Genomic DNA, 26,942 nt, shown 5'->3' on the forward strand with positions numbered 1-26,942 from the left:
CGGGACCGCCGCCGTGGTCCGGGTCGTCAAGGGCCACCTCGCCGCCGAGGAACTCGCCGCCCTGACCGCCGTCCTCCTCGCCCGAGCCGCCAACCTTCGTACCGTCAAAGGCCACAGCCGTCCCCGGGCACGCTGGCACCGGCTGGGGCTGCACTCCGCCTACCACTCCCCGCTCAGCTGGCGCTGACGTACTCCCGGCACTCCAACGCTACCGGCACTCCAACTCTCCTAAAAACACAGCTCCTCTGGCTGGACCTCTGGAAAGGACGGCCGCCGTGACCCACTCCGCGACCCTGCACCTGCACGGCGTGCTGGTCGTCTTCGAACGCGTCCCGCTGCTGAGCTGGGACTACACCGCCCCGGTGCACTGGACCCCGAGCGGGCAGTGGCCCAGCCCCCGGCAGCGCCGGGAACTGCAGGAGCATCTGGACCAGGGTGCGCCGCTGCTGGTGGTGGTCGGCGAACCCGCCGGACCGTCGGCCTCGGCCGCCCCGCTGGACTGGCTGCCGCAGGCCCTGCGGGCCCGTGGCCTCGGTTTCCTGCAGGCCACGGGGGTCAGGATCCTGGAGACCCCGGCCGCCCTGCGGCCGCCGCTGCTGCTGGACGACGTGGCCGGAGGCCAGGTCCGCTTCGGCCGCTGGACCGGCACCGACGCCGGTGCCGCCGCATCGCTGGGCGCTGTGGTCCGCACCCTGTTCGGCGCGGCGGCGATGGGTGCCTACGTGGCGTCAGCCGGCTTCCTGGAAACCGACATCGACCCGTTCTGCTGGTCAGTGGCCCGGCCGGAGACCGACTGAGCGGCGCCGGACCAGGACCAGGGTCAACGCGCCGAGGGCGAAGAGCAGCAGGCCGGAGACCAGCCAGGGCCAGGGGCTCCACTCGTCGCTGCACTCCTGGCCGCCGCCGGCCAGCGCGCTGCACACCGTGCCCGGACCGGAGCGGTTGAGAAAGGCCACGTAGAACAGCGGGAGGCTGATCCCGGACACCAGTCCGGGCAGCCCCCGCACCGCGGCGGGCCGCCGCACCAGCAGCACCACGCCAACGACCACCACCGGCGCGATGTACACCCCCACCGTGAGCAGCGTCAGCAGCGACAATGTGCCCGCGCCCCCGGCCACCGCCCAGGCGACGAACCAGAGCCAGTCCCGTCTTCCGTCCGTGCCGGTCATTTCGCTCTCCCCGTGGTCGATCACGGCGCGGCGGACCGCCGCCTCCGCGTGACGATGTCGAGCATAGGCAGGCCCGCGCCTCCAGGGCTGCCCCGCCGTCCGTTGGCGTCTCCGTCAGCGGGGCATGGCGAGGGCGGCTTCGGTCAGCGGGAGCCACTGCGTGTGCTGGGCGAGCGGTACGCAGATCCAGTCCTTCATCGGCCGACCGCCCATGGGGTCGAACAGGTGCGCCTCGGGCAGGGCGAGCGCGTCCGCGTGCACGGTGGTGTCCCGGTTCAGCCGGACCACGAGGAGGCCCTTGTGCAGCCCGACGAAGGCCTTGCCCGCGCTGTCTTTCAGGCAGGGCATGCCGAACATGGTCGAGGTCTTCACCCCGTAGGGCTCCAGCTCCTCCGCGAGTTCGGCGAACAGCGACTCGGGTGAGGGCGCGGACATCAGGCCACCGTCGCGTCGGCGGTGCCGGGGGTTACCGGGGTGCGGCCGGTGAAGGCGATCAGGCGGTCCAGCGCCGGGGCGTCGGCCGGGACCACGACCTCCGGGCCGAAGGCACCGGCCGACCGGGCGTCCGGGGCGATCTGCGCGGCGACCGCGGCGGCGGTGGCGACGATGTCCGGGTCGGTACGGAAGGGCTGGCCGGTGGCGGTGGCCAGGTCCCAGCCGTGGACCGTCAGTTCCAGCATGGTGATCATCCCGGCCAGCATCGCCGGGAAGGTGCCGGGGCCGAAGGGGGTCTCGCCCTCCCATGCCTCGGGCCGGGACCAGGCGGCGGTCAGCCGCTCGACCAGCGGCGGGTAGGCGTCCCAGGGAGGCTGCGTCAGCGTCATCGGCGCGTCGGCGGGCAGCGCCTCCTTGGCGGCGGCACAGCTGCTCATGGTCAGTACGCCGAGCAGGTGTTCGCTCAACTCGTGGACGGTGAACTTCGTGCAGGGCGTCGGGAATTCACGCTTGCCGTCGAGGGCGGGCTGCTGCGCGTGCGCGAGCAGGGCGCTCGCGGCGCGGGCGAGCTGGTCGGAGAGTTCGGTGGGGGTGCCGGTGCTCATGGCAGTTGCTCCTGGTTTGGTTGAGGATTAGCACCAGTGTGTCGGCATACGTCCTATTCTGCTTGCTTTGACGTCGGCTTCGGCACGGTCTCCCGGCGGTGACCCGGGCCCGGACATCCGGATGCCGCAGGCGGGCGCGGCGGTCGGCCGCGCTCAGGACGTCACGGGGCCGTCCACTCCAGTTTGTGGCCGAAGCCGCGCGCGTTGTCGACCAGCCGCAGCCGGGTCGGCCGCAGTTCCCACAGCTCGGTACGGGCCAGCGCCCCGGCCAGCCGGGGGTCGGCGTCGACGAAGGGGAAGCGGGCCCGGTACACGGCCCAGGCCCGGTCCCGCTCCGCGCCGGTCAGCAGGGCGCAGACGCCACTGCCCTGGATGCCGGTCAGGCTCTGCCAGTCCTGCCCGTCGGCCTGCGCGGTGAAGGCCACCGTGCCGTCGGCGGCCAGCGCCCGACCGTGCCGGGTGGTCCGGGCCGAGACGAAGACCAGCCGCCCCTCCGGCGTCACCGCGTACAGCACGGCACAGGCACCGGGGCCGTCGGCGTCGCCGTAGGCGAGGGTCACCGTGGTGTGCGCGTCCAGGCCGCGCAGGATCTCCGGCGGGCAGTCCTGGGCGTCGTTCGTACCGGGAGTCATCCCATCATTGTGCCGCCAGGGTGACCATCCTTCTTGTCGACTGCCTCTGGCGATCACTGGGGCGAGACGTCACAGTTGTCACGTACGTGAGTGATGTCCTTGGTGAGCGATGTCCGTACGCCCGAGGGGGAGGGCCATGGGCCCGGTGAGACAGAGCGACGCGGGTGGGTCGCGGCTGCCCGTGCTGCTGCGCGGGATCGCAAGCCTGGTACTGCTGTTGGGACTGCTGGGCGGGCTCCCGGTCGGCCTGTTCCTCGGCACCCGGCTGCTGGCCGGGGTGGACGGGCTGTCCCTGCACGGCGGCCTGACGGCGTTTCTGTCCCGGCCGGACCAGGGCCAGTTGTTCGTCTGGGCGCTGGCCGTGGTCGGCTGGATCGCCTGGGCGTGCTTCGCGCTGTCGGCCGGGGTGGAACTCCGGTCCCGGCTGCGGGGGCTGCCCGCGCCCCGGATCCCGGCGCTCGGCTGGTCCCAGCGCGGGGTCGCGGCGCTGCTCGGTGCGGTGTTCGCGCTGCTGCCGGCGGCCGGAGCGATGGCTGCGGACGCAGCCCCGGCGGTCGCCGTGCACGCAGCGGCGACGGTCGCGCCCAGGCCGGTGGCGGCGGAACCGGCGGTGCGGCCTGGCTACACCGTGCAGGACGCCCGCCCGGCCGAGACGCTGTGGTCCATCGCGGAGCGGCAGCTGGGCAGCGGCGACCGCTGGACCGAGATCGCCCGGCTGAACGAGGGCGCGGTCGTCGCCCCCGACGGCAGCGTCTTCCGTGCGGACGCGGCGCTGCGCCCCGGCTGGACCCTGTCCATGCCTCCACACGCCCCCACCCCCGGCCCGGTCACCACCCCCCACCCCGCCCCCGCGCCGAGCGGTGCTGTCGGCCCGGGAGCCGTCGTTGTCGTGCGGGCCGGTGACACCCTGGCGGGCATCGCCGCCCGGCACGGGCTGCCCGGGGGCTGGCAGGCGTTGTACGCGGCGAATCGTCAGGTCATCGGCCCCGACCCGGACCTGATCCAGCCGGGCGTCCGGCTGACGCTTCCCGGAACGGCCGCAGTCGCGACCCCCGGCGAGGTCGATGCCGCCTCGATCCCGGCCCCATCGACGACCGCGCCCGCCTCCGGGCCTGCGCCCGCGGCGGCGATCGCCGCCGCAACCGCGCACCACCCCGAGCCCGGCACCCCCCTCGCGCCCGGCTCCGAGCCCGCGCGCGCTTCGTCCCTCGCGCCCGGACCGGGGGCGCCGTCCGGCCCGGTGACGCCGCCCGGATCGGTATCCGGCCCGACGCCCGCGCCTGCCGCCGCGCCCGCATCTGCCGGCGCGCCCGCGCCCGCTGCGGCGCGCGCGGACGCGCCGGTGATGCCCGCCGCAGGCGTCGGCGCGGCCGGGTTCCTCGCCGCGAGCCTGCTCGGCCTGCTGGCCCGGAACCGGCGCGTCCAGCAGCGGAGCCGCCGTCCGCGCCGTCGCATCCCGCTGCCCGACGGCAGCGCCGAGCAGCGGTTCGAGGCAGCGCTCCACGCCGCCGCCGACCCGGTCAACCTCGACCTGCTGGACCGCACGCTGCGCACGCTCGGCATGTCCTGTCTGACCACCGGCGCGGAGCTGCCCGCACTGGCCGCCGTGGCCGTCCACCCCGACGGCACCGTCGACCTGCACCTCGCCGAGCCCGCCGCCGGACCCGAGGCCGCCGGACCCGGGGACGGCACCAGCGGCATCGCACCCTTCCGCCCGCTGGAGGACGGGCGGATCTGGCGCTGCCGAACCGCCGACGCCGAGCTGCTGGACCCGGAGCAGGCCCGCGACGTCCCCGCCCCGTACCCGGCCCTGGTGACCCTGGGCCGGGATCGCGACGGGGCGCACGTCCTGGTCGACCTGGAGCAGATCCGGCACCTGCGGCTGGACGGTAGTCCGGCGCAGGTCGCGGCCGTCGTCCGGGCGCTGGTCGTGGAACTCGCCGCGACCCCGCTCGCGGATCCGGACCAGCTGACGCTGACCGCGCTGGGCAGCTCCGTCCCACTCGTGGGAACCGCCGACCTCGACCGGCTGCGTACCGAGGCCGACGCCGAGCACGCCCTGCTCGCGCTCAGTGCCCACCGTCGGGCGGTGGAACGCGTGCTGACGGCTTGCCAGATGGCCCATCCCAGGGCCGCGCGCTCCCGGGGTGTCGCCACCGCCTCCTGGGCCCCGGCGCTGCTCTGCACCGACGAGCCGCTCAGCCCGGACGAGACCGACCTGCTCGGCTGGGCCCTGGCCGGGCGCGAGCACAGCTGTCTGGCGGCGGTGACCCCGGTCGGCGACGCCGACGACGGCGCCGGACGCCGTCTGCACGCCGGACCCGGGTACCAGCGCATCGGCACCGGCCTGCCCTTCGAGGTGGCACTGCAGCGCCTGGACGAGGCCGAGTTCGCTGCGGCGCTGCGGCTGCTCGCCGTCAGCGTGGAGGAGTCCGACCGCCCCGCGCCGGAGTGGACCGGCCACGACCCGGAGGACCCCTACGTCTTTCCGGTGCTGGCGACCCGCTCCGCCGCGACGGCGGGGGCGGACCCGGCCTCGGCCACCGCCGTCCCGTTGCTGAGCCCGGACATCCCCAGCGCCTTCACCGCGCCGTCGCTCCCGGGCGTCGGCCCCCGGCTGCTGTTGCTCGGACCGCTGCGGCTGACCGGTGCGACCGGTGTCGCCGCACCGGCCCGGATGCCCCGGCTGACCGCCGTCGCCGCCTACCTCGCCCTGCACCCGGACCCCGCGCTCCGGGCCGGCTGGCAGGCCGAAGCGGTGCTCGGCCCCGAGCGCAGCCCCGAGCGGGCGGAGACCCTGTCCCTGCTGCGCGACTGGCTCGGCCCGGACGCCCACGGCGCCCCCTGCCTGGACGTGGACTCGGCCCGGCTGCACCCGGCGGTCAGCTGCGACTGGACCGACTTCCAGCAGCTCTACCGCCAGGGAATGAACGCCCACGGCATGAAAGCTAACGGTATGAACGCCCAGGGCATGCACGGCGTGGGCCTGAACGGTGTCGACCGGACCGCCGACTCCTGCCTGCGCGCCGCCCTGGACCTGGTCCGCGCCGCGCCGTTCGCCGGCGCGTCAATGCCCGAACTGCTGTGCTGGGTCGAGCCGTTCCGTCAGGACATGCTCGCGGCCGTCGTCGACGCCGCGTACGAGCTGGCGATGCGGCTGCTCGTGGCCGGCGACCACGACGGCTGCGAGCGCGCGCTGCACCATGGGATGGCGGCCGTCCCGGAGGCGGAGAGCCTGCACCGGGGGCTGATCCGGCTCTACCGGGCCACCGGCCGGCGCGACCACCTCTCCGCGACGCTGACCCAACTCGCGCAGATCAACGCCTCATTGGGACGTCATGGCTACGAGCCGGAGACGGTCGAGCTGTTCGACCTGATCTCCGGGCGACACCCTCGGACCGGGTCGGTCGGTCCGAGCCCGCAACCCCGTCTCCACCTTCCCCAGGGAGCATCCTGATGGCCGGCACCAACGGACGACACCGCAAGCCCCAACCCCCGGTCGCCGGCGTCACCCTGGCCAAGGCGGCCGGGGTGACCGCCGTCGGCGCCGCTGCCCTGCCCGCGCTCACCGCCGGGGCCGCGCACGCGGCCACCGCCGGTTCGGTCTGGGACAAGGTCGCCGCCTGCGAGTCGGGCGGCGACTGGCAGATCAACACCGGCAACGGCTTCTACGGCGGCCTGCAGTTCACCGCGTCCACCTGGGCCGCGTACGGGGGCACCCACTACGCCGAGCGCGCGGACCTGGCCGACCGGAACCAGCAGGTCACCGTGGCCCAGCGAGTGCTCCAGGGACAGGGACCGGGCGCCTGGCCGGTCTGCTCGGTCCGGGCCGGCCTCACCCGGGCCGACGGCGCCACGGCCCCCGCCGTCCCGACGCCGAAGCCCGCCAAGGCCGCGAAACCTGCGAAGCCGGCCGCACCGGCCGTGCCCGCGATGCCGGTCAGACCGCCCGTGCCGCACCAGCCGACCGGCGGCGGGCGTTCCGAGTACACCGTCAGAGCCGGTGACACCCTCTCCGGCATCGCCGAGTCGCAGCACGTCCCGGGCGGATGGCAGGCGCTCTACGCCGCCAACCGCACGGCGATCGGCGCGGACCCCAATCTGATCCAGCCCGGCGCACGGCTGTACTGGGGCCCGGCCAAGGCCGCGCAGGCCCCGGCGAAGCCGGCCGCCGCGAGTCAGGCCGCTACGAACAAGACGCCTGCGAAGCCCGGGAGTTCGGCCGGGCCCACCTGGGCCACCAGCATCGTCCACCACCCCGTCACGCCGTCCACTCCGGCGGAGACCGGCTTCGTCGCCCCGCTCAGCGGGCACATCGTGATCTCCGAGGGCTACGGCGTCCCGGGCCCCTGGGCGGCGGGCCACCACACCGGCGTGGACCTCGCGGTGCCGGTCGGCACCCCGGTCCGCGCGGTGGGTGCCGGCACGGTGGTCACGGCCGGCTGGGGCGGCGCCTACGGAAACATGGTGGTGATCCACCACGCCGACGGCCGCTACAGCCTCTACGCCCACCTCTCGGTGATCGACGTCCATGTCGGCGAGACCGTCGAGGCGGGCACCGGCCTCGGCCGCTCCGGCGCCACCGGCAACGTCACCGGACCGCACCTGCACTTCGAGGTGGACACCGCCGACCACTACGGCACCGACATCAACCCGATCCTCTGGCTGGCCTCGCACGGTGTCCAGCTCTGACCGGCGTCCAGCTCTGAACGCGGCGGCTCCCGGCGGGGCGACCCGGGTACGGGCGGGGGACTCCCGCCCGTACCCGGGGTGGGGGTGGGTCAGGCGGTACGCGGACGCACCCGCCCCGCCCCCGGTGTTCGGCCGGGGACGGGGCGGGTGCGTGACGAGGGCCGGTTACAGGCCCAGGGACTTCGCGATGACGAGCTTCATGACCTCGCTGGTGCCGCCGTAGATGCGGAACACCCGGTTGTCGGTGTAGAGGCGCGCGATCGGGTACTCCAGGATGTAGCCGTAACCGCCGTGCAGCTGCAGGCACTTGTCGACCACGCGGGAGCACACCTCGGTGGTGAACAGCTTCGCCTTGGCGACGTCCGCGGCGGTCAGGTCGCCGGTCTCGAACTGCTCCAGGGCGCGGTCGACCACGGCCTGGGCGGCGTCGACCTCGGCCTCGCAGCCGGCCAGCTCGAACTTGGTGTTCTGGAACTCGGAGACGGCCTGACCGAAGACCTTGCGGTCCTTGGTGTAGGCGACCGCCAGGTCCACCGCGGCGCGGGCGGCGGCGTACGCGCCCACCGCGATGGCCAGGCGCTCCTGCACCAGGTTGTGGGCCAGGTAGAAGAAGCCCTTGCCCTCCTCGCCGAGCAGGTTCTCGACCGGGACCTTGACGTCGACGAAGGACAGCTCGCCGGTGTCCGAGGTGCGCAGGCCGATCTTCTCCAGCTTGCGGCCGACCGTGTAGCCCTCGCTGGTGGTGTCGACGCAGAGGATCGACAGGCCGGTGCGGCGGTTCTCCGGGCTGGCCGGGGAGGTGCGGGCGACGACCAGCATCAGGTCGGCCTGGACGCCGCCGGTGATGAAGGTCTTGGCGCCGTTGAGGACGTAGTGCGTACCGTCCTCGGACAGCTTGGCGTTGGTGGTCATACCGGCCAGGTCGGAGCCCGTGCCGGGCTCGGTCATGGCGATGGCGGTCATCATCTCGCCGGAGACGAACTTGGGCAGCCAGCGCTTCTTCTGCTCGTCGTTGCCGTACTCCATCAGGTACGGCAGGCACAGGCCGGTGTGCACGCCGGCGCTGCCGAAGCTGACACCCGCCCGGGCGCACTCCTCGGTGACGATGGCCTGGTACTTGAACCCGGTCATCCCGGCGCCGCCGAACTCCTCCGGCACCTCGATGCCGAACACGCCCAGCTCGCCGAGCTTCAGGTAGAAGTCCTTGGGGGCACGGCCGGACTGCTCCCACTCGGAGTAGACCGGGACGACCTCCTTCGCGATGAAGTCGCGGATGGTCTCCCGGAACGCCTCGTGGTCCTCGGTGAATACGGTGCGGCGCACGATGGCGCTCCCTTCTGAGCTGATCCAGGCTGAGCCGTTCAAAACTGTCGAACGAACGTTAAGTTAATCGCCAGTAGCCCGCCTGTCCAGAGGGGGCGCGTGTGACCTGCGCGGCAGTCGCGCCGCACCGCGCAGAACGATCGATAGGTAACGGCGGACGGCGCCGCCCCCCGCGAGTGGATCGCGGGGGACGGCGCCGTCTTGATGAGGCCCGCCCCGAAAGCTCCGGCCGGCTCAGCTCGTGTAGTAGTACCCGGTGAGGTCGGCCAGCAGGTCGACGTTCCCCTGGTTGTTGTAGAACGTGACCTGCCCGTTGTTCACCGGGACGATCACCAGGTTGGGGATGGTCTGGTTCGCGGTGAAGTTGATGTTCGACACGCTCGGCACGCCGGTCTGTCCGCCCGCCCTGACCGCGACGTAGCCCGCCGTCGACGGGTTGACCACCGTGACGTTCAGGACCACGGCGGTGGCGTTCAGCGGGACCCCGTTGTGGGCGCCGACCTGAAGGGTCACCACGCCGCCGGGGCCGACCGGCCCGGAGCGGACACCGGTACCGGCCAGCGTGCTCATGACGCGGGTCGGGCCGGCCGTGTGGAAGACCGCCCCGGTGCCGTCCTTGGTGTAGTAGCCGGTGATGTCGCCGGCCAGGTCGACGGTGCCGGCCGAGGCGAAGAAGTCGACCTTCCCGTCGTAGACCGGGACGATCACCAGGTTGGCGATGGTCTGGTTGGCGTTGAAGTTGATGTTGGACACGCCCGGCTTGCTGACGCTGTCCGGGTAGACCGAGACATAGCCCAGACTCGACGGGCTGATCGCGGTGACGTTCATGACGACCGCGGTGACACCAGTGGGGGGCACGTTGTTCGCCCCTGTCACCTGCAGGCTGACCGAGCTTCCGCCGTTGACCTTCGCCTTCGGCACGCCCGTGCCGGCCCGGGTGTCCATGATCCGGTTCGGGGTCAGGCTGACCAGCTTCGCCCCGCTGCCGTCCTGGATGTAGTAGCCGGTGAGGTCCGCGGCCAGGTTGACGGTGCCCGCGTTGTTGTAGAAGTCGACCCTGCCGTCGACCACGGGGACGGTGACCAGGTTGGCTATGGTCTGGCCGGCGGGGAAGTTGAGGTTGGACACGCCCGGCCTGGGCTGGCCGTCCGGGTAGACGGCGACGTAGCTCGCGGCCGACGGGCTGATCGCGGTGACGTTCAGGACCACGGCGGTGACGCCGGTGGGGGGCACGTTGTTCGCCCCCGTCACCTGCAGGCTGACCGAGCTTCCGCCGTTGACCTTCGCCTTCGGCACGCCGATGCCGGTCCGGGTGTCCATGATCCGGTTCGGGGTGAGCGGGACGAGGGTGCCGCTGGGCGGAGCGGCCGCCGTGATCGTCTGGACGTCGGACGCCTTCACAAAGGCAATCCGGTGGTTGTAGCGGATCTGGTAGTACTGGGTGGTTCCGATGACCTCGACGCAGGCCGGTGTCGTGCAGCCGCTGTCGTCGTAGTTGTAGTAGTCACCCGCGACCTCGGCGGACGAGGCGTAGGCCTGCCCCGCCGGGATGGTGTAGTGCGGCAGCGGGGTGATCGCCTGCGCCGCCGACGCGCCGAAGGCGCTCAGCGAGCCCTGGTAGGCGGCCGCCTCCGGGTAGGCCCTGCCGTACACCGGAACGGCCGCGGTACCCACCGGGGTGATCAGGGTCTGCGTCGTGCCACTGTTCGCGAAGGCGTTCTGCCCACCGGGGTTGTAGAACCACGCCTTCTGGCCGCCGTACCAGATGGCGGTCCAGTCGCCCGACAGCTGCGCCACGACGAAGGTCTGGCCGTAGACCGCCTTGTCGCTGACGTCGCCGCCCTGGGTCGAGGCGGACGCCATGCCGACCGAGCTCAGCAGCGAGTCGCCGATCAGCGCGGAGGTGGCCGACGGGTCGGTGTACAGGTAGACGAAGTTCGTCGGACGTGCGGCGCACGCGGTCGTGCTGGAGCCGCAGCCGGTCAGCGCGGGCTGGTTGGCGGAGGAGTACGACGGGGCGATGGTGACCGTGCCGCCGACGACGGCGGTGCCGTTGCCGCTGAGCGGGTTGCCGATCAGGGTGAGGAAGTGGCTCCAGTCCCAGTAGGGGCCCGGGTCGTAGTGCTGGGTCGTGACGGTGGTGCCGAGCGCGTAGGGCGCGTCGTCGTGGCCCAGGATGTGCTCCCGGTCGAGCGGGATCTGGTACTTCCCGGACAGGTACTTGACCAGCGTCGCGTCGGTCTCGTACTCCTGCTCCGTGAACCAGCTCCCGGAGACCAGCGCGTAGCCCTCGTTCTCGATGCCGACCGAGTGCATGTTGACGGTCTTGTTGTCGGCGTGGATGCCGGTGTCCTTGGTGTCCACCAGCTGCGTCAGTCCACCGGTCGCGGAGGCGACGTAGTGGGCGCTGACGCCCGCACCCGTGGAGGAGAAGAGGTTGACGGCGCCGGCGGCCGAGCCCTCGGTGTCGTGGATGACGATGTAACGGATCGCGTCGCCGTCGGCGGGCCGGTTCGCCACGTCGAAGGCGGTCGACGCGGCGGCCGTGAACGTGCAGCTCAGCCCGGAAGGGATTTCGGGGCACGGGGTCGTGGTGCCCGCGGTGGCGTTCGCGCTCCGGGTGACCCCGCCGGCCGCCGAGGAGGTCTGCGGTGTGACCGAGGGGTCGGCAGCAAGGGTCACCGACTGGTCCTCGGTGGTGACACGGGAGGCGCCGGTCCTGATCGTCTCGTAGACCCGGTTCGCGAACTGCTGTGCCGTGCCCGCGTCCTGTGCCTGGGAGTACTCCTCGACCGCCGCGTACCACTGGCCCGGGTCGCTCGACAGCGAGCCGCGCAGCTTCTGCTGGTAGGACGCGATGAGGGCGGCACCGCCGCGAACGCTCTGCTTCGAGTCGCCGCGCAGCGCCGATGCCGGTTGCCGGAGCAGTGCCGCGGCCTGGTCCAGGGTGTGCAGAGCGGGGAGTGCGGTGTTCACCGTGTCGACCTCGGCGAGCAGCTTCGAGGCGTTGGCCGTGGCAGCAGCCGCGCGCCGCTGGTTCTTGCCGACACGGTCGTGCACATCGTCACCCGCGCCGTCGAGGTCCGCCTTCTTGTCGGCGGTACTGATCGGCTTGAGGTCGGCGGGGTTCACCTGGGTGAGCCCCATCACGTTGTAGTTGCCGGTGGAGCTGGGCTGCCCCTGGTGGGACTCCCAGAGCGTCTCCTGGTACGACAACGCCAGCAGCACGCTCGCCGGGACGTGGAACTCGCCCGCCGCCGAGGTGAAGTCCTCCTGCAGCGTGGTGAGCGCGGCGGGCGTGGTCGACGGGGCGGGACTGCTGGTCGCGGCCGCCGTCGAGGAGGTGGTGGGCGCGGCCTCGGCGACCGCGCCTATCACCAGTGCGGACACGGCCAGTGCGGCGGCGCCGCCGGTCCACATCCGGGATTTCTTGCGTGTGTGCCTTGCCTTCACTGCCCGACCATGTCGTGCTGTCAACGCCGTACCCCTGCCATGTCTTCGGATCCGGGCCGACCGTGGTGACAAACCCTCGGTTCCATGCCCCGCTGCGTGAGTATCGCCTTGCGCCACCAACGACGGTGGTGACTGGCCCCCGCGCCAATCGAACACGCGTCAAATGTTTTGAGACGGTAGCAGGGCCCGCCACGCTAGGGACCGTTGGGGCGGCTGGGAACTTCCTGATCGTGCGACGATGGCTCCATGGCCGACGCGAACCGCATCCCCGGTACTGACACCGCGAGCATCGACACCGCCAGTAGTGACACCCCCGGCGGCGACACCCCCCGCAGCGGGCGGAACGACCGGAGCGAGCGCAGCGAGCCGCTCGCCCCGACCGGCCCGCAGCAGGTGATCGAGTACGGCGACTACCGCGCGGTGCTCACCGGCGTGGGTGCGGGCCTGCGCGGGCTGAGCCATCGCGGCCGTCCACTGGTGGTCAAGTACCCGGCGGAGCAGGCCCCGCCGGGCGGTGCCGGCCAGCTGCTGGCCCCCTGGCCCAACCGGGTCCGCGACGGCCGGTACGGCTTCGACGGCCACGAGCAGCAGCTGGACATCAGCGAGCCGGCCAACCACAACGCCAGCCACGGCTTCGTCCGCTGGCTGCCCTGGCGGGTCGTCGCCGAGGACGCCGCCTCGGTCCGTTTCGGGTTGCGGCTCTACCCGATGCACGGCTACCCGCACATCCTGGAGCTGACGGCCGGTTACCAGCTGGGTGAGGACGGCCTCAGTGTCGAGGTCGCCGCCCGGAACGTCGGCCCCACCCCGGCCCCGTACGGCATCGGCGCGCACCCCTACCTGACTCTGGGCCGCGGACCGGGCAGCGTCGACGGTGCGGTGCTGGAGCTGCCGGCCGACACCTGGATCCCGGTGGACGAGCGGCTGATCCCGGTCGGCCGCGAGGACGTGTCCGGCACGGCGTACGACTTCCGCAAGGCCAGGCCCATCGGCGACACCGTCCTCGACACCGCCTACACCGGCCTGACGCGGGACCGGGACGGCCGGGCGACGGTCCGGCTGACCAGCGGCGACGGCGGCCGCGGGGTGGAGCTGTGGGTCGGCCCCGAGATCGGCTGGCTCCAGGTCTACTCCGGTGACGGCCTCCCCGCCGCCTACCGCAGGGCCGGTGTCGCGGTCGAGCCGATGAGCTGCCCCCCGAACGCGTTCGCCACCGGCGAGGACGTGCTCCGCCTGGAGCCGGGGCAGCGGGTCGCCCACCGCTGGGGCATCCGCGCGCTGTAGCCCGCGTGCCCCGGTACCGTGCCCCGGTCCGTGCCTATGGGCCCGGCCCCGTTCGGCATAGAGTTGGGAGCAGGGCGGAACGAGGGGGCGGACTGATGGTCGGATTGTCACAGCTGCGCACTGCGAGGCCGGACACGGCGGAGCAGATGATCAGGGAGGCGCGGAAGGCGTTCTTCGTGATGTTCGGCTTCATCGTGCTGATCTGGGCGGTGCAGGTCGTCAACTGGGCGGGTCAGTACCAGCTGGACCAGAGCTACAGCATCATCCCGCAGCAGCCGGGCCGGCTGCCGGAGATCTTCACCGCCCCGTTCCTGCACTTCGGCTGGCAGCACATCGAGGGCAACTCGGGCCCGCTGTTCATCTTCGGCTTCCTGGCCGCCTACCGGGGCGTGGTCCGCTTCCTGTGGCTGACCCTGCTGATCGCTGTCACCAGCGGACTGACGGTGTGGTTCTTCCAGAGCGGGGACATCGGCACGGTCGGCGCCAGCGGCCTGATCTTCGGCTACCTCGGCTACGTGGTGCTGCGCGGGATCTTCGACCGGCACCTCATCGACACCCTGATCGGCCTGGTCATGGCCGCCTCCTTCGCCTACCTGCTCACCGTGGCGGTGCCCGGTACCCCGGGCGTCAGCTGGCTCGGCCACCTCGGCGGCCTGGTCGGCGGCCTCATCGGTGCCTGGCTGCTGCGGGACCGTCACCCGAAGGCCGAGGTGGCGTCCGGTGCGGGAGCCCCGTCCGGCGCCACGCTCCCGGTGTCCCGGACCGAGGGCACGCCGGCAACGTCGTCGGGGCCGTCGTCGGGACCGGCCGATCCCAGCCGCAGCGACCTGCACAAGGAACTCGGCGACCTGGGTCTGCTCTGAGCGAGGGAGTGCCCGGCATACCAAATCCGCACCGAATCCACAGGTCGACCACAGAGCGGCCTCATCGGTTTCTCATCTGCGCTCGGCACGGTTACCACCATGACCACGACGCCCTCTGCCCCCGACGTGGCAGCCGATCTCCGGCGGCCCGACGGCAGCCCCGTACGCGTCCTCGTCGTCGACGACGAGGCCCCCCTCGCTGACCTGCTCTCGATGGCACTGCGCTACGAGGGCTGGCAGACGACGACCGCCGGTGACGGCGCCGCCGCGCTGCGCGCCGCGCGCGAGTTCCGTCCGGACGCGGTGATCCTGGACGTCATGCTGCCCGACCTCAGCGGGCTTGAGGTGATGCGACGGCTGCGTGCCGACCAGCACGACGTGCCGGTGCTGTTCCTCACCGCGAAGGACGCGGTGGAGGACCGCATCGCCGGCCTCACCGCCGGCGGCGACGACTACGTCACCAAGCCGTTCAGCCTGGAGGAGGTCGTGGCCCGGCTGCGCGGCCTGCTGCGCCGCTCCGGCGCGGCCGCCGCCCGCTCCGAATCGGTGCTGGTCGTCGGCGATCTGACGCTGGACGAGGACAGCCGCGAGGTGTACCGCGGCGACGTCTCCATACGGCTCACCGCCACCGAGTTCGAGCTGCTGCGCTTCCTGATGCGCAACCCGCGCCGGGTGCTGAGCAAGCCGCAGATCCTGGACCGGGTCTGGTCCTACGACTTCGGCGGCCAGGGCAACGTCGTCGAGCTCTACATCTCCTACCTGCGCCGCAAGATCGACGCGGGCCGGGCCCCGATGATCCACACCATGCGTGGTGCGGGCTACGTGCTCAAGCCGGCGGACGCGGGAGCGCCGCTGCGATGAAGCGGGCGGCAGGCGGATTCCGCAGGTGGTCCACCTGGTCCCTGCGGACCCGGCTGCTGGTCACCACGACGCTGATGCTCGCGGTGGTGAGCGGCGTGATCGCGCTGGCGATCACCCTTGTCGTCAAGGCCGACCTGCAGGGGGCGGCGCAGGACAAACTGGACCAGGCGACGAACCGGCTCTTCTCCCCCAGGGGCGCCGCGCCCGACGGTCCGCTGCAGGACGGCCACGCCCAGCTGAACCCGCTGGGCTTCGTCGGCACGCTGCCCGACGGCGCGGTCGGCGCCCTGGTCGTCGGGGGAACGGTGTCGGGGGCCACGGCACAGAACAGCTCGGACACCAGCAATCCGCTGACGCGCAGCCTTCCCGGTCTCACGAGCACGCAGGCGGCACCGCTGCTCGCCGCCCGTGACGGGGTGTCGGACCTGACGATCACGCTGCCCGGCATAGGTGATTTCCTGGTGTCCTCGAAGGTCACGCCCGACGGGAAGACCATGGTCGTCGGCATCCCGCTCAGCGGCGTCGAGAACACCGTCAACACCCTGGTCGTGGTCGAGGCCGTGGTCACCGTCGGCGGGCTGATCGTCGCCGGGTTCCTCACCTTCGCGCTGATCCGGCTCTCGCTGCGGCCGCTGGACCGCGTCGCCGCCACCGCCGTGCGCATCTCCCGGCTGCCGCTGCACCAGGGCGAGGTCGGCGAGCTGGTCCGGGTGCCCGAGGCGTACACCGACCCCAGGACCGAGGCCGGCCAGGTCGGCTCCGCGCTGAACCGGCTGATCGACAACGTCTCCGACGCCCTCGCCGCCCGGCACGCCAGCGAGACCCGGGTGCGGCAGTTCGTCGCCGACGCCAGCCACGAGCTGCGCACCCCGCTCGCCTCCATCGCCGGCTACGCCGAACTGACCCGGCGCGGCCACGAGACCGTGCCGCCGGACACCGCCTACGCGCTGAGCCGGGTCGAGTCGGAGGCCGCCCGGATGACCACACTGGTCGAGGACCTGCTGCTGCTGGCCCGCCTCGACGCGGGCCGCCCGCTGGAACGTGAACCCGTCGACCTGTCACCCCTGGTCGTGGACGCGGTCAGGGACGCGCACGCGGCCTCGCCCGACCACCGCTGGCAGGTAGAGCTCCCGGACGATCCGGCCACCGTCGACGGCGACGCCCACCGGCTGCACCAGGTCCTGGTCAACCTGCTGGCCAACGCCGGCAAGCACACCCCGCCCGGCACCACGGTCACCACCTCCGTGGTCACCGGTCCCGGGGTCTGCGAGCTGCGCATCGCCGACGACGGCCCGGGCATCCCGCCGGAGCAACTGCCCACCGTCTTCGAGCGCTTCGCCCGCGGCGACAGCTCACGCTCCCGCGCGGCCGGAAGCACCGGACTCGGCCTGGCCATCGTCGCGGCGGTCACCGCCTCCCACGGCGGCGAGGTCGACGTCACCAGCGCCCCGGGCCGCACCCTGTTCACGGTCCGGCTGCCGGGCGCCGTGGCACCGGTCGGCAACTGACACTTCTCCCACAGCATCGGCACACTCCACCGACAGGGCGCCGGGCGAGATTGGGCGGGTAGACGCACAACCGCCGATCGCCGAGAAGGTGCCCGATGCCCGAGACAGCCCAGCCCGCCACCCTCGCCACCGCGCCACCGCCAACGGCGCCGGACGCCACCGCCGGGCAGAGCACCCGCGCAGCCGACCCGCGCTGGGCCCGGCCCGCGTTCCTCGCGCTGCTCGCGCTGACGGCGGTGCTCTACCTCTGGGACCTGAGCGCGTCCGGCTGGGCCAACCAGTTCTACTCGGCCGCGGTCCAGGCCGGAACCAAGAGCTGGGAGGCGATGTTCTACGGCTCCTCCGACGCCTCCAACTTCATCACTGTCGACAAGCCCCCGGCGTCGCTGTGGGTGATGGAGCTCTCCACCCGGATCTTCGGCGTGCACTCCTGGTCGATCCTCGCTCTCCAGGCGCTCGAAGGCGTCGCGACCGTCGCCGTCGTGTACGCGGCAGTCCGCCGCCGCTTCTCCGCCGCCGCCGGACTGATCGCGGGCGCGGTGCTGGCGCTGACCCCGGTCGCGGCGCTGATGTTCCGCTTCAACAACCCGGACGCCCTGTTGGCGCTGCTGCTCACCCTCGCCTGCTACGCCGTGCTCCGGGCCCAGGAACGGGCGGGGACCCGGTGGCTGCTGCTGGCCGCCGCCTGTGTCGGGACGGCGTTCCTGACCAAGACCCTGCAGTCGTTCCTGGTCCTGCCCGCCCTGGCGACCACCTACCTCGCCTTCGCCCCGACCGGGTTCTGGCGGCGAGTCAGGCAGCTGCTGCTCGCCGGTCTGGTGCTGGTGGTCAGCGGCGGCTGGTGGGTCGCCGTGGTCGAACTGACCCCGGCCCAGTACCGCCCGTACATCGGCGGCAGCCAGCACAACAGCTTCCTGGAACTCACCTTCGGCTACAACGGCTTCGGCCGCCTGGACGGCTCCGAGACCGGCAGTGTCGGGGGCGGCGGCGGGGGCGCCGGTACCACCGGCATGTGGGGCAGCACCGGGCTCGGCCGGCTCTTCGGCTCCGAGATGGGCGGGCAGATCGCCTGGCTGCTCCCGGCGGCGTTCGTCCTCCTGCTGGCCGGGCTCTGGCTGACCCGCCGTGCGCCCAGGGCGGACCGGACCCGCGCCGCCCTGGTGCTGTGGGGGCTGGCGCTGGTGACCACCTTCCTCACCTTCAGTCTGATGAAGGGCATCTTCCACCCCTACTACAACGTGGCCCTGGCCCCGTCCATCGCGGCGCTGACCGGTATCGGATCGGCGCTGATGTGGCGGCACCGGCGCCACTGGGCGGCATCGGCCGTGCTGGCGACGGCCGTCGCGGTGACGGCGGTGTGGTCCTTCGTGCTGCTGGAGCGCAGCGCGGACTGGTACCCGTGGCTGCGCTACGCGGTGCTGGTGGTGGGGCTGCTCGCGGCGCTGGCCCTGGTCTTCGTCGGCCACCTGCCGCGGCGCGTCGCCACCGCCCTCGCCGTCACCGCCCTGGTGACCGCGCTGGCGGGTCCCACCGCCTACACCCTGCAGACCGTGGGCACCGCCCACGGCGGCTCCCTCCCCAGCGCGGGCCCGACCGTCGCCGGCGGGATGGGCGGCGGCATGGGCATGGGCCGCGCCGGCGGCTTCCCCGGCGCCCGCCGCCTACCCGGCACCGGCTTCCCCGGCGGCACCGGCGGCACGGGTCTCCCGGGCAGGACCGGTACCGCAGGCGGCACGGGAACCGGCACCGGTGGTGGCGCGGGCACGGCGGGTGGCACCCTCCCGGGCGGCGCGAGCGGCGCGGGCCTCCCCGGCGGCACCGGCACCGGCGGCGCGGGCGGCACTGGCGCGGGTAGCGCCGGCGGCGGCATCGGCGGTGGAACCGCCCCCGGCGGGGCCGGGATGGGCGGCCGAGCCGGAGGTGCCGGCGGCGGAGGAGGCACCTTCCTCAGCGGCTCCACCCCGACGACCGCGGTCACCGCCCTCCTCGGCACCGACGCCGCGAAGTACACCTGGGTCGCCGCCGCGATCGGTTCGCAGAACGCGTCCGGCTACCAACTCGCCACCGGCGACCCGGTCATGGCCATCGGCGGCTTCAACGGCACGGACGCCGCCCCCAGCCTCGCCCAGTTCGAGCGGTACGTGAACGCCGGCAAGATCCACTACTTCATCGCCGGCGGCACCGGCATGCCCGGTAGGGCCGGCAGCGGCGGCAGCTCCGACGCCAGCCAGATCTCCACCTGGGTCGCCGCCCACTTCACTGCCAGGACCGTCGGCGGCACCACCCTCTACGACCTCACCCACCCCACCACCTGACCCCCTCCCACCCGACACTCCCTCACCCGTGTGCGGAACCGCCCCAGCGGTTCCGCACACGGGTGCGCCACGCCGGGGGCGGAGTTACGCGGGAACCATGGGGATGAAAGGGACAATAAGGGCAAATCTCCCATCCATGCCCGGGAAGTCAGCAGAGCCGCGGGCAGAGACGAAGGGCGCGCCCCATGCAGAGTGCAGGCACACCCCGCCCCCTCCGTCGCGCCCGTCGGGTGCCCGTCGCCGTCGCGGTGGGCGGGCTGATGGTGCTGGCCGCAGCGGGCTGCAGCGGTGGCGCGGCCGCCTCGGGGAGTACCAGCGGTGGTTCGGCTGCTCCCGCGCCCAGCGTCAGCAATGATCTGCAGACCGACTATCAGAACACCGTCAAGGGTGTTCTCCCCTCGGTCGTGCAGATCACCGCAGGCGCCAGCCTCGGATCGGGCATCGTCTACGACACCAAGGGCGACATCGTCACCAACGCCCACGTCATCGGCGGCGCCTCCAGCTTCAAGGTGACGCTCGCCAACAGCTCGACTGTGCTCGACGCGACGCTGATCTACTCCTACCCCACCAACGACCTCGCCGTGATCAAGCTGACCTCCCCGCCGTCCACGCTCAAGCCGGCCGTCTTCGCGGACAGCGGCAAGGTCGAGGTGGGCCAGATCGTCCTGGCCATGGGCAATCCCCTCGGGCTGTCCAGCAGCGTGACCCAGGGCATCGTCTCGGCGGTCGGCCGCACCGTCTCGGAGCCGCCGAGTGCGGAGTCGCCCGGGGCGACCATTCCCAACATGGTGCAGACCTCGGCCGCGATCAATCCGGGCAACAGCGGCGGCGCGCTGGTGAACCTGTCGAACCAGGTGGTGGGGATCAACACGCTCGCCGCCACGGACTCGGCCGAGGGCGGTGGGCAGGCGCCCGGCATCGGCTTCGCCATCCCCAGTTCGACGGTGACCAGCCTCGCCGATCAGATGATCAAGGACGGCAAGGTCATCAACTCCGGCCGGGCCGCCCTCGGCATCACCAGCCGTACCGTGCTGACCACCGCCGGGGACACCACCACCGGGGCCGGCGTGGTGTCGGTGATCAGTGGCGGGCCCGCCGCGCAGGCCGGGCTCCAGCCGGGGGACGTGATCACCAGGATCGGTGACGCCACCGTCTCCAGCTCCGCCGATCTGAGCGACACGCTGGCGGGGCTGCAGCCCGGGCAGAAGGTCTCCATCACCTATGTGCGCGACGGGAGTACCAAGACCACGACGGTGACGCTCGGCACGCTCTGAGCCTGCCGACCCGTCTCCCCGCCTCCCCGCGTCGCGCTGCCTGTCGGTGCCGGGGAGGGGAAGCGCCTCGCTGCCCTGCGGACCAGCGAGGCGCTTCCGCCCCCCACTGCGCCCCACCGCGCGCCCGCCCCGCGCCTCCGTTCCGCGCGAGAGACCGCTGACACAACTCCTGACGGATCGTCAGATCGGCGCTAGCCTGACCGTCATGGAGAGCTTCCCCTGGATCATTTCGGTCGACGACCACACCGTCGAGCCGCCCAACGTCTGGCTGGACCGGCTGCCGGCCAAGTACCGGGATGCCGGCCCCCGTATCGTCCGTGCCCCGCTCGCCGAGATGACCTTCGTCGGGGGGCGGTTCGCCCCGCGAATGGGGGAGCCCGGCAGCGACGGGCCGATCGCCGACTGGTGGGTGTACGAGGACCTGCGCCGTCCGCTCACCCGTCTCGACACCGCGGTCGGCTACCCCCGGGAGGAGGTACGGCTGGAGGCGATCACCTACGAGCAGATGCGCCCGGGTTCGTTCTCGATACCGGAGCGGCTGGCCGACATGGACATCAACCACGTCCAGTCGGCGCTGTGCTTCCCCACCTTCCCCCGCTTCTGCGGCCAGACCTTCACCGAGGCCAAGGACCACGAGCTCGGCCTGCTCTGCGTCCGCGCCTACAACGACTGGATGGTCGAGGAGTGGTGCGGGCCGCAGGCGCAGGGCCGGATGATCCCGCTGGCCATCGTGCCGCTGTGGGACGCCGAACTCGCGGCGGCGGAGGTACGCCGCAACGCCGCCCGCGGCGTGCGCGCGGTGTGCTTCAGCGAGATCCCCCCGCACCTGGGCCTGCCCAGCATCCACACCGACAGCTGGGACCCCTTCCTCCGCGCCTGCGAGGAGACCGGGACGGTGATCGCCATGCACATCGGTTCGTCCTCGCGGATGCCGTCCACCTCGGCGGACGCCCCGCCCGCCGTCGGCTCCACCATCACCTTCGCCAACTGCTGCTTCTCCATGGTGGACTGGCTGATGTCGGGGAAGTTCGACCGCTTCCCGGGCCTGAAGATCATGTACGCCGAGGGGCAGATCGGCTGGATCCCCTACATCCTGGCGCGCGCCGACGTCGTCTGGGAGGAGAACGCGGCCTGGGGCGGGGTGGCCGACAAGGTGCTGACCCGGCCCGGCGAGCTGTTCGCCGAGCACATATTCGGCTGCTTCTTCGACGACCCGCACGGGGTCCGCAACCTGGACGCGATCGGCGCGGCCAACGTCCTCTACGAGACCGACTACCCGCACTCGGACTCGACCTGGCCCCGGAGCCGTGAGGTCGCCGAGGAGCAGATGGGGCATCTGCCGCCGGAGACCGTCGAGCAGCTGGTGCGCGGCAACGCGATCAAGCTGCTCGACCTCACCCCCGAGGGGCTGTGGAAGGGGGCCCGCGCGCATGGTTGAGACAGGTGTCCAGCTGCCGGTGCAGTCGCAGAGCACCATCTACGTCGAGGCGTGGGAGACCGCCCCGGGCGTCGGCGCGGCCGAACTCGCCCGGGCGGCCCAGGCCGCCGACCGGCTCGGCTTCGGCTACGTCGCCTGCTGCGACCACGTCGCGATCCCGCGCCGGCTGGCCGGGCCGATGGGCGCGACCTGGTACGACCCGGTCGCCACGCTCGGCTACCTGGCCGCGGTGACCACCAGGACCCGGCTGATGTCGCACGTCGCCGTGCTGCCGCTGCGGCATCCGCTGCTCTCGGCGAAGCAGTACGCGACGCTGGACCTGCTCAGCGGCGGGCGGCTGCTGCTGGGGGTGGGCGCCGGGCACGTCCAGGAGGAGTTCGAGACGCTCGGCGTGGACTTCCACCGGCGCGGCGCGATCCTCGACGAGACGATCCAGGCCCTGGACGTGGCGCTGCGCGAGGAGTATCCGGTGCACGAGGGGCCGCTCTTCCCGTTCAGCGAGCTGGCCGTCAGTCCGCGCCCGGTGCAGCAGCCCCGGCCGCCGATCTGGGTCGGCGGCTCCTCCCCGGCGGCGGTGCGCCGCGCCGCGCGCCTCGGCGAGGGCTGGCTGTCGCAGGGGGACACCCTGGAGTCGCTGCCCGCGCAACTGGAGCTGATCCGGGAGACCCGGGAGCGGGCCGGCCGCGAGGGCGCGTTCGCGGTGAACGCCATCCCGCCCACCGTGTACGTGGGCGAGCCCGGCTGGGACACCGGCAGGCGCACGCTCACCGGCAAGCCGGACCGCCTGGCCGAGGCCCTGCGGGCGTATCCCGACCTCGGGGTGACGCACCTGCAGCTCCGCCCGCGCAGCCGCAGCCTGGACGAGTACCTGGACCAGCTCGAAGCCCTGGCCACCGACGTCCTGCCGCTGCTCTGACCCCCTGCCACATCCAGCCACCGCACCGCCCCCGCGCAGAGCCACCGCACCGCCTCCGCCTGCCGCAATCCTGAGACCCGAGGAGTGTCCGAATGTCCGAGACCCGGGGAAGCAAACTCGCCGGACGTACCGTCCTGATCACCGGTGCCGCCCGTGGCCAGGGCGAGCAGGAGGCCCGCCTGTTCGCCGCCGAGGGCGCCCGACTGTTGCTCGCGGACGTCCTGGACGACCAGGGCGAGGCGCTCGCCAAGGAACTGGCGCAGCAACTGGGCCAGGACCGGGTCCGCTACCAGCACCTGGACGTCAGCAGCGAGTCGGACTGGACGGCGGCGGTGGAGGCAGCCGTCTCCGCCTTCGGCCGGCTCGACGGGCTGGTCAACAACGCCGGGATCCTGCGCTTCAACGAGCTGGTCAGCACCCCGCTGGAGGAGTTCATGACGGTGGTGCGGGTGAACCAGGTGGGCTGCTTCCTGGGGATGCGCGCGGCGGCCCCGCTGATCGAGGAGGCCGGCGGCGGCACCATCGTCAACACCGCCTCCTACACCGCGCAGACCGGCATGGCGCTGCTGACCTCCTACGCCGCGACCAAGGGCGCGATCCTCAGCATGACCCGGGTCGCCGCGCTGGAGCTGGCCGCCAAGGGCATCCGGGTGAACGCCATCTGCCCGGGCGCGGTGGACACCCCGATGTCCAACCCGGCCAACGCCTTCGGCGGCTCCGAGGCGGGCGGAGCTCCGATGCTCAGTGCCGAGGACTCCGCCGCCATCGCCGCGGCGACGGCGGAGCTGTATGCCAAGGCGGTCCCGCTGGGGCGGATCGGGAGGCCGGAGGAGATCGCGAAACTGGCGCTCTTCCTGACCGGTGAGGACTCCTCCTACATCACCGGTCAGCCGATCATCGCCGACGGCGGCTGGCTGGCTGGCGTGTCCATCGGCTGAGCATCCGAGCATATCTGACGGAGCATCAGGTATTGACTGGCATGCGGCCCGCTGCGAGAGTCTGAGCATATCTGATGGTCCGTCAGATTACCGGAACGGAAACGGCATCGGCCCCGGCCCCGGCTTTCGCGGACACCATGGACAGGACGGTGAACCCAATGGAGTTCGGCATCTTCATCCAGGGCTATGTGCCCAGGAGTCGCTCCCAGGTCGACCCGCAGGCGGAGCACCATGCCCTGATGGAGGAGCTGGACTACGTCGTCAAGGCCGACCGGGCGGGCTTCAAGTACGCCTGGGTCACCGAGCACCACTTCCTGGAGGAGTACTCCCACCTCTCCGCGAACGACGTGGTCATCGGATACCTCACCCACGCCACCGAGCGGATCCACCTCGGCTCCGGCATCTTCAACCCGCTGGCCAAGGTGAACCACCCGGTCAAGGTGGCCGAGCGGGTCGCGATGCTGGACCACCTCTCCGGCGGGCGCTTCGAGTTCGGCTCCGGGCGCGGTGCCGGCAGCCACGAGATCCTCGGCTTCATGCCCGAGCTCACAGACATGAACGGCACCAAGGAGATCTGGGAGGAGACCATCGCGGAGTTCCCCCGGATGTGGCTCCAGGACGAGTACCAGGGCTTCCAGGGCAAGCACTGGTCGCTGCCGCCCCGCAAGGTGCTCCCCAAGCCGTACGGGGGAGCCCATCCGGCCATGTGGTACGCGGCGGGCAGCCCCTCCTCCTACGAGATGGCCGCCCGCAAGGGCCTGGGCGTGCTGGGCTTCAGCGTCCAGAAGGTCTCCGACATGGAGTGGGTGGTCAACTCCTACAAGAACGCCATCCGCGAGGCCGAGCCCATCGGCGCGTTCGTGAACGACAACGTGATGGTGACCTCGACCGCGATCTGCGCCGAGAGCGGCCGGGAGGCGCGCCGGATCGCCGCCCGCGGCGGCCTCAACTACCTCCAGTCGCTGCTGTTCCGCTACCACGACACCTTCCCCCGGATCGAGGGCATCCCGGTCTGGCCGGAGCTGATCCCGGACTACACCGAGGAACTCGTCGACATCCTCATCCAGGAGGAGCTGCTGATCTGCGGCGACCCGGACGAGGTGCTGGGCCAGTGCAAGCGCTGGGAGTCCGCCGGGGCCGACCAGCTGGTGTTCGGACTGCCGGTCGGCATCTCGCCGGAGGACACCGCGACCACCATCCGGCTGATCGGCGAGCACGTCGTCCCGAAGATCGACACCGACCCGGTGCACCGCACCACCCGCTTCCGTCAGGCAGCCGCAGGGCTCTGACGGACCACCGACCGGGCGGGTACGGGGTGGCGGCGGCCTGCCCCCCGTACCCGCCCTGCCAACTGCCTTGAGCAGACGAGCAGCCCGTTACTACCTGGGGGCGGGGGCACGGGCGCCCCCACCCCCCCCCCGCGGTCGGGGGGGGGCCGCGCTGCCCCCCCCGCCCCTGGGGAGTGCAACTGAATCTTCGCCGAAGGGACCGCGATCATGCTCGACCACCTGATCAAGGGCGCGACGCTGGTGGACGGCACCGGCGCCCCCGCCCGTACCGCCGACGTCGGACTGCGCGGCGGACGGGTCGTCAGCATCGCGGCCCCCGGCGCCACCGAGGAGCCCGCGGCCTCGACCGAGGACGTCACCGGTCTGGTGCTGGCGCCCGGCTTCGTCGACCCGCACACCCACTACGACGCCCAGCTGTTCTGGGACCCGTACGCCACCCCGTCGCTCGGGCACGGCGTCACCACCGTCGCGGGCGGCAACTGCGGCTTCACCCTCGCCCCGCTCAACCCGGCCCGACCGGACGACGCCGACTACACCCGCCGGATGATGTGCCGGGTCGAGGGGATGTCCCTGGCCGCACTGGAGGAGGGCGTCCCCTGGGGCTGGTCGTCCTTCGGCGAGTACCTGGGCGCGCTGGACGGACGGGTCGCGGTCAACGCCGGGTTCATGGTCGGCCACTGCGCGCTGCGCCGCTATGTGATGGGCCCGGACGCGATCGGCGGCACGGCCACCCCCGCGCAGCTGGACGCCATGGTCGGACTGCTGCGGGCCTCGATGGCGGAGGGCGCGTGGGGCCTGTCCACCACCCAGTCCTCGACCCACTCGGACGGTGACGGCAGGCCGGTCGCCTCCCGGCACGCCTCCCGCGAGGAACTGGTCGCGCTCAGCCGGGCCGTGGGGGAGTACCCGGGCACGCAGCTGGAGGCCATCGTGGCCGGCTGTCTGGACCAGTTCGCCGACGCCGAGATCGACCTGCTGGTGGAGATGTCCGCCGTCGCCGGACGCCCGCTCAACTGGAACGTGCTCACCGTGGACGCCGCCGTCCCGGCCCGGGTGCCGCGCCAGCTGCTGGCGTCCACCCGGGCCCGCGCCGCCGGCGCCAGGATCGTCGCGCTGACCATGCCCATCCTCACCCCGATGAACATGAGCCTGGGCACCTTCTGCGCGCTCAACCTGATCCCCGGCTGGGGCGAGGTGCTGGGCCTGCCGGTGCCCGAGCGGATCGCCCGGCTGGCCGACCCGGAGGTCCGCGCCGAACTGCTGCGCCGCGCCGACAGCCCCGAGGCGGGCGTCTTCCGGCGTCTCGCCGACTTCGGCCGCTACGTCATCGGCGACACCTACACGCCCGCCAACGCCGGGCTCACCGGTCGCGTCGTCCGCGACATCGCCGCCGAACGCGGCCAGGACCCCTTCGCGACGCTGGTCCAGATCTGCTCCGCCGACGAGTTGCGCACCGTGCTGTGGCCGATGCCGACCGACAACGACCCGGCCAGCTGGGAGCTCCGGCGCGACACCTGGCAGCAGCCGGACGTGATGCTCGGCGGCTCCGACGCCGGTGCGCACCTGGACCGGATGTGCGGCGCCCCGTACACCACCCGCTTCCTCGGCGACTGCCTGCGGCGGCGGCGCCTGGTCCCGCTGGAGCGGGCGGTGCAGATGCTCAGCGCCGACCCCGCCGAGCTGTTCGGCCTGCGCGAGCGCGGCACGGTGGCCGTAGGCAACCACGCCGACCTGGTGCTCTTCGACCCCGAGCGGATCGACGCCGGACCGGCCACCCTGGTGCACGACCTGCCGGGGGACAGCCCCCGGCTGGACTCCAGGGCCGAGGGCATCGTCAGCGTGCGGGTCAACGGCGTCGAGACCGTCCGGGACGACAAGCTGACCGGCGCCGTCCCCGGCACGGTGCTGCGCTCCGGACGCGACACCCGTACGGTCAGCACCCGTTGA

21 protein-coding genes are annotated in these 26,942 nt (G+C 72.4%); 15 read left to right on the forward strand and 6 right to left on the reverse strand.

The features are described 5' to 3' along the window. Both ABH925_RS15700 and ABH925_RS15705 read left to right on the forward strand, forming a co-directional pair. The coding region (locus ABH925_RS15700) for an acyl-CoA carboxylase epsilon subunit (RefSeq protein WP_370148323.1) at positions 1-187 on the forward strand (187 nt) is incomplete at its 5' end. Positions 188-275: 88 nt separating this feature from the next. Continuing rightward, entirely contained in the window at positions 276-797 is a 522-nt protein-coding gene (locus ABH925_RS15705) for a hypothetical protein (protein ID WP_370148325.1), read from the forward strand. Here ABH925_RS15705 and ABH925_RS15710 read toward each other — a convergent pair. The 4 genes from ABH925_RS15710 to ABH925_RS15725 all read right to left on the reverse strand — a co-directional run bounded on the left by ABH925_RS15710 (position 771) and on the right by ABH925_RS15725 (position 2,841). After that, on the reverse strand, positions 771-1,169 hold the full coding sequence (locus ABH925_RS15710; protein ID WP_370148327.1) for a hypothetical protein: 399 nt from the start codon (positions 1,167-1,169) through the stop codon (positions 771-773). The two genes, ABH925_RS15705 and ABH925_RS15710, sit on opposite strands and share 27 nt — an antisense overlap. Before the next feature lie 114 nt (positions 1,170-1,283). Then, entirely contained in the window at positions 1,284-1,604 is a 321-nt protein-coding gene (locus ABH925_RS15715; RefSeq protein ID WP_370148328.1) for a hypothetical protein, read from the reverse strand. Beyond that, positions 1,604-2,209, reverse strand: coding sequence for a TIGR03086 family metal-binding protein (locus ABH925_RS15720; RefSeq protein WP_370148329.1), 606 nt, complete (start codon positions 2,207-2,209; stop codon positions 1,604-1,606). The genes ABH925_RS15715 and ABH925_RS15720 overlap by 1 nt, the downstream gene beginning before the upstream one ends. A 161-nt stretch (positions 2,210-2,370) precedes the next feature. Beyond that, positions 2,371-2,841: a pyridoxamine 5'-phosphate oxidase family protein gene (locus ABH925_RS15725; RefSeq protein WP_370148330.1), complete on the reverse strand. Its 471-nt coding sequence runs from the start codon at positions 2,839-2,841 to the stop codon at positions 2,371-2,373. A 136-nt stretch (positions 2,842-2,977) separates the two neighbouring features. On the opposite strand from ABH925_RS15725, the gene ABH925_RS15730 reads away from it, so the two are divergent. After that, complete coding sequence (locus ABH925_RS15730; protein WP_370148331.1) at positions 2,978-6,298, forward strand: LysM peptidoglycan-binding domain-containing protein; 3,321 nt, start codon at positions 2,978-2,980, stop codon at positions 6,296-6,298. Then, positions 6,298-7,533 carry a transglycosylase family protein gene (locus ABH925_RS15735; protein WP_370148332.1) on the forward strand — a complete coding sequence of 412 codons (1,236 nt, stop codon included), beginning with the start codon at positions 6,298-6,300 and terminating at the stop codon, positions 7,531-7,533. The genes ABH925_RS15730 and ABH925_RS15735 overlap by 1 nt, the downstream gene beginning before the upstream one ends. Positions 7,534-7,698: 165 nt before the next feature. Here ABH925_RS15735 and ABH925_RS15740 read toward each other — a convergent pair whose 3' ends face one another. After that, the gene (locus ABH925_RS15740) at positions 7,699-8,856 is read right to left on the reverse strand and encodes an acyl-CoA dehydrogenase family protein (protein ID WP_370148334.1); all 1,158 of its coding nucleotides are present in this window, start codon (positions 8,854-8,856) and stop codon (positions 7,699-7,701) included. Positions 8,857-9,090: 234 nt separating this feature from the next. Next, on the reverse strand, positions 9,091-12,276 hold the full coding sequence (locus ABH925_RS15745; RefSeq protein WP_370148336.1) for an N-acetylmuramoyl-L-alanine amidase: 3,186 nt from the start codon (positions 12,274-12,276) through the stop codon (positions 9,091-9,093). Between the two features lie 279 nt (positions 12,277-12,555). Here ABH925_RS15745 and ABH925_RS15750 point away from each other — a divergent pair, with 279 nt between their 5' ends. The 11 genes from ABH925_RS15750 (at position 12,556) to ABH925_RS15800 (ending at position 26,942) form a co-directional block, all read left to right on the forward strand. Further along, on the forward strand, positions 12,556-13,593 hold the full coding sequence (locus ABH925_RS15750; RefSeq protein WP_370148338.1) for an aldose 1-epimerase family protein: 1,038 nt from the start codon (positions 12,556-12,558) through the stop codon (positions 13,591-13,593). A 95-nt stretch (positions 13,594-13,688) separates the two neighbouring features. Beyond that, positions 13,689-14,456 (forward strand): rhomboid family intramembrane serine protease, encoded by a 768-nt coding sequence (locus ABH925_RS15755; protein WP_370148340.1) that lies wholly within the window; start codon positions 13,689-13,691, stop codon positions 14,454-14,456. Between the two features lie 99 nt (positions 14,457-14,555). Further along, positions 14,556-15,317: a response regulator transcription factor gene (locus tag ABH925_RS15760; RefSeq protein ID WP_370148342.1), complete on the forward strand. Its 762-nt coding sequence runs from the start codon at positions 14,556-14,558 to the stop codon at positions 15,315-15,317. Next, positions 15,314-16,825 (forward strand): ATP-binding protein, encoded by a 1,512-nt coding sequence (locus tag ABH925_RS15765; protein WP_370148344.1) that lies wholly within the window; start codon positions 15,314-15,316, stop codon positions 16,823-16,825. The genes ABH925_RS15760 and ABH925_RS15765 overlap by 4 nt, the downstream gene beginning before the upstream one ends. Positions 16,826-16,920: 95 nt before the next feature. Continuing rightward, entirely contained in the window at positions 16,921-19,140 is a 2,220-nt protein-coding gene (locus ABH925_RS15770; RefSeq protein WP_370148345.1) for a glycosyltransferase family 39 protein, read from the forward strand. A gap of 185 nt (positions 19,141-19,325) precedes the next feature. Further along, positions 19,326-20,414, forward strand: a complete 1,089-nt coding sequence (locus tag ABH925_RS15775; RefSeq protein WP_370148347.1) for a S1C family serine protease — start codon at positions 19,326-19,328, stop codon at positions 20,412-20,414. A 205-nt stretch (positions 20,415-20,619) separates the two neighbouring features. Then, positions 20,620-21,852 (forward strand): amidohydrolase family protein, encoded by a 1,233-nt coding sequence (locus ABH925_RS15780; RefSeq protein ID WP_370148349.1) that lies wholly within the window; start codon positions 20,620-20,622, stop codon positions 21,850-21,852. Beyond that, a complete protein-coding gene (locus ABH925_RS15785; protein ID WP_370148351.1) occupies positions 21,845-22,768 on the forward strand; it encodes a TIGR03619 family F420-dependent LLM class oxidoreductase in 924 nt (307 codons plus the stop codon). The genes ABH925_RS15780 and ABH925_RS15785 overlap by 8 nt, the downstream gene beginning before the upstream one ends. Before the next feature lie 92 nt (positions 22,769-22,860). Then, positions 22,861-23,706, forward strand: coding sequence for an SDR family NAD(P)-dependent oxidoreductase (locus ABH925_RS15790; RefSeq protein WP_370148353.1), 846 nt, complete (start codon positions 22,861-22,863; stop codon positions 23,704-23,706). Between the two features lie 158 nt (positions 23,707-23,864). Continuing rightward, positions 23,865-24,995, forward strand: coding sequence for an LLM class flavin-dependent oxidoreductase (locus ABH925_RS15795; RefSeq protein WP_370148354.1), 1,131 nt, complete (start codon positions 23,865-23,867; stop codon positions 24,993-24,995). A 207-nt stretch (positions 24,996-25,202) separates the two neighbouring features. Continuing rightward, positions 25,203-26,942, forward strand: a complete 1,740-nt coding sequence (locus tag ABH925_RS15800; protein ID WP_370148356.1) for an amidohydrolase family protein — start codon at positions 25,203-25,205, stop codon at positions 26,940-26,942.

The sequence above is a fragment of the Streptacidiphilus sp. EB129 genome (assembly GCF_041262645.1).
Classification (GTDB): domain Bacteria; phylum Actinomycetota; class Actinomycetes; order Streptomycetales; family Streptomycetaceae; genus Streptacidiphilus.

Excerpts from the sequence above, each read along its gene's own strand:
- ABH925_RS15710 (WP_370148327.1), bottom strand. The coding sequence starts at position 1,169 with ATGACCGGCACGGACGGAAGACGGGACTGGCTCTGGTTCGTCGCCTGG.
- ABH925_RS15715 (WP_370148328.1), bottom strand. The coding sequence starts at position 1,604 with ATGTCCGCGCCCTCACCCGAGTCGCTGTTCGCCGAACTCGCGGAGGAG.
- ABH925_RS15720 (WP_370148329.1), bottom strand. The coding sequence starts at position 2,209 with ATGAGCACCGGCACCCCCACCGAACTCTCCGACCAGCTCGCCCGCGCC.
- ABH925_RS15725 (WP_370148330.1), bottom strand. The coding sequence starts at position 2,841 with ATGACTCCCGGTACGAACGACGCCCAGGACTGCCCGCCGGAGATCCTG.
- ABH925_RS15730 (WP_370148331.1), top strand. The coding sequence starts at position 2,978 with ATGGGCCCGGTGAGACAGAGCGACGCGGGTGGGTCGCGGCTGCCCGTG.
- ABH925_RS15735 (WP_370148332.1), top strand. The coding sequence starts at position 6,298 with ATGGCCGGCACCAACGGACGACACCGCAAGCCCCAACCCCCGGTCGCC.
- ABH925_RS15745 (WP_370148336.1), bottom strand. The coding sequence starts at position 12,276 with ATGTGGACCGGCGGCGCCGCCGCACTGGCCGTGTCCGCACTGGTGATA.
- ABH925_RS15750 (WP_370148338.1), top strand. The coding sequence starts at position 12,556 with ATGGCCGACGCGAACCGCATCCCCGGTACTGACACCGCGAGCATCGAC.
- ABH925_RS15755 (WP_370148340.1), top strand. The coding sequence starts at position 13,689 with ATGGTCGGATTGTCACAGCTGCGCACTGCGAGGCCGGACACGGCGGAG.
- ABH925_RS15760 (WP_370148342.1), top strand. The coding sequence starts at position 14,556 with ATGACCACGACGCCCTCTGCCCCCGACGTGGCAGCCGATCTCCGGCGG.
- ABH925_RS15765 (WP_370148344.1), top strand. The coding sequence starts at position 15,314 with ATGAAGCGGGCGGCAGGCGGATTCCGCAGGTGGTCCACCTGGTCCCTG.
- ABH925_RS15770 (WP_370148345.1), top strand. The coding sequence starts at position 16,921 with ATGCCCGAGACAGCCCAGCCCGCCACCCTCGCCACCGCGCCACCGCCA.
- ABH925_RS15775 (WP_370148347.1), top strand. The coding sequence starts at position 19,326 with ATGCAGAGTGCAGGCACACCCCGCCCCCTCCGTCGCGCCCGTCGGGTG.
- ABH925_RS15780 (WP_370148349.1), top strand. The coding sequence starts at position 20,620 with ATGGAGAGCTTCCCCTGGATCATTTCGGTCGACGACCACACCGTCGAG.
- ABH925_RS15785 (WP_370148351.1), top strand. The coding sequence starts at position 21,845 with ATGGTTGAGACAGGTGTCCAGCTGCCGGTGCAGTCGCAGAGCACCATC.
- ABH925_RS15790 (WP_370148353.1), top strand. The coding sequence starts at position 22,861 with ATGTCCGAGACCCGGGGAAGCAAACTCGCCGGACGTACCGTCCTGATC.
- ABH925_RS15795 (WP_370148354.1), top strand. The coding sequence starts at position 23,865 with ATGGAGTTCGGCATCTTCATCCAGGGCTATGTGCCCAGGAGTCGCTCC.
- ABH925_RS15800 (WP_370148356.1), top strand. The coding sequence starts at position 25,203 with ATGCTCGACCACCTGATCAAGGGCGCGACGCTGGTGGACGGCACCGGC.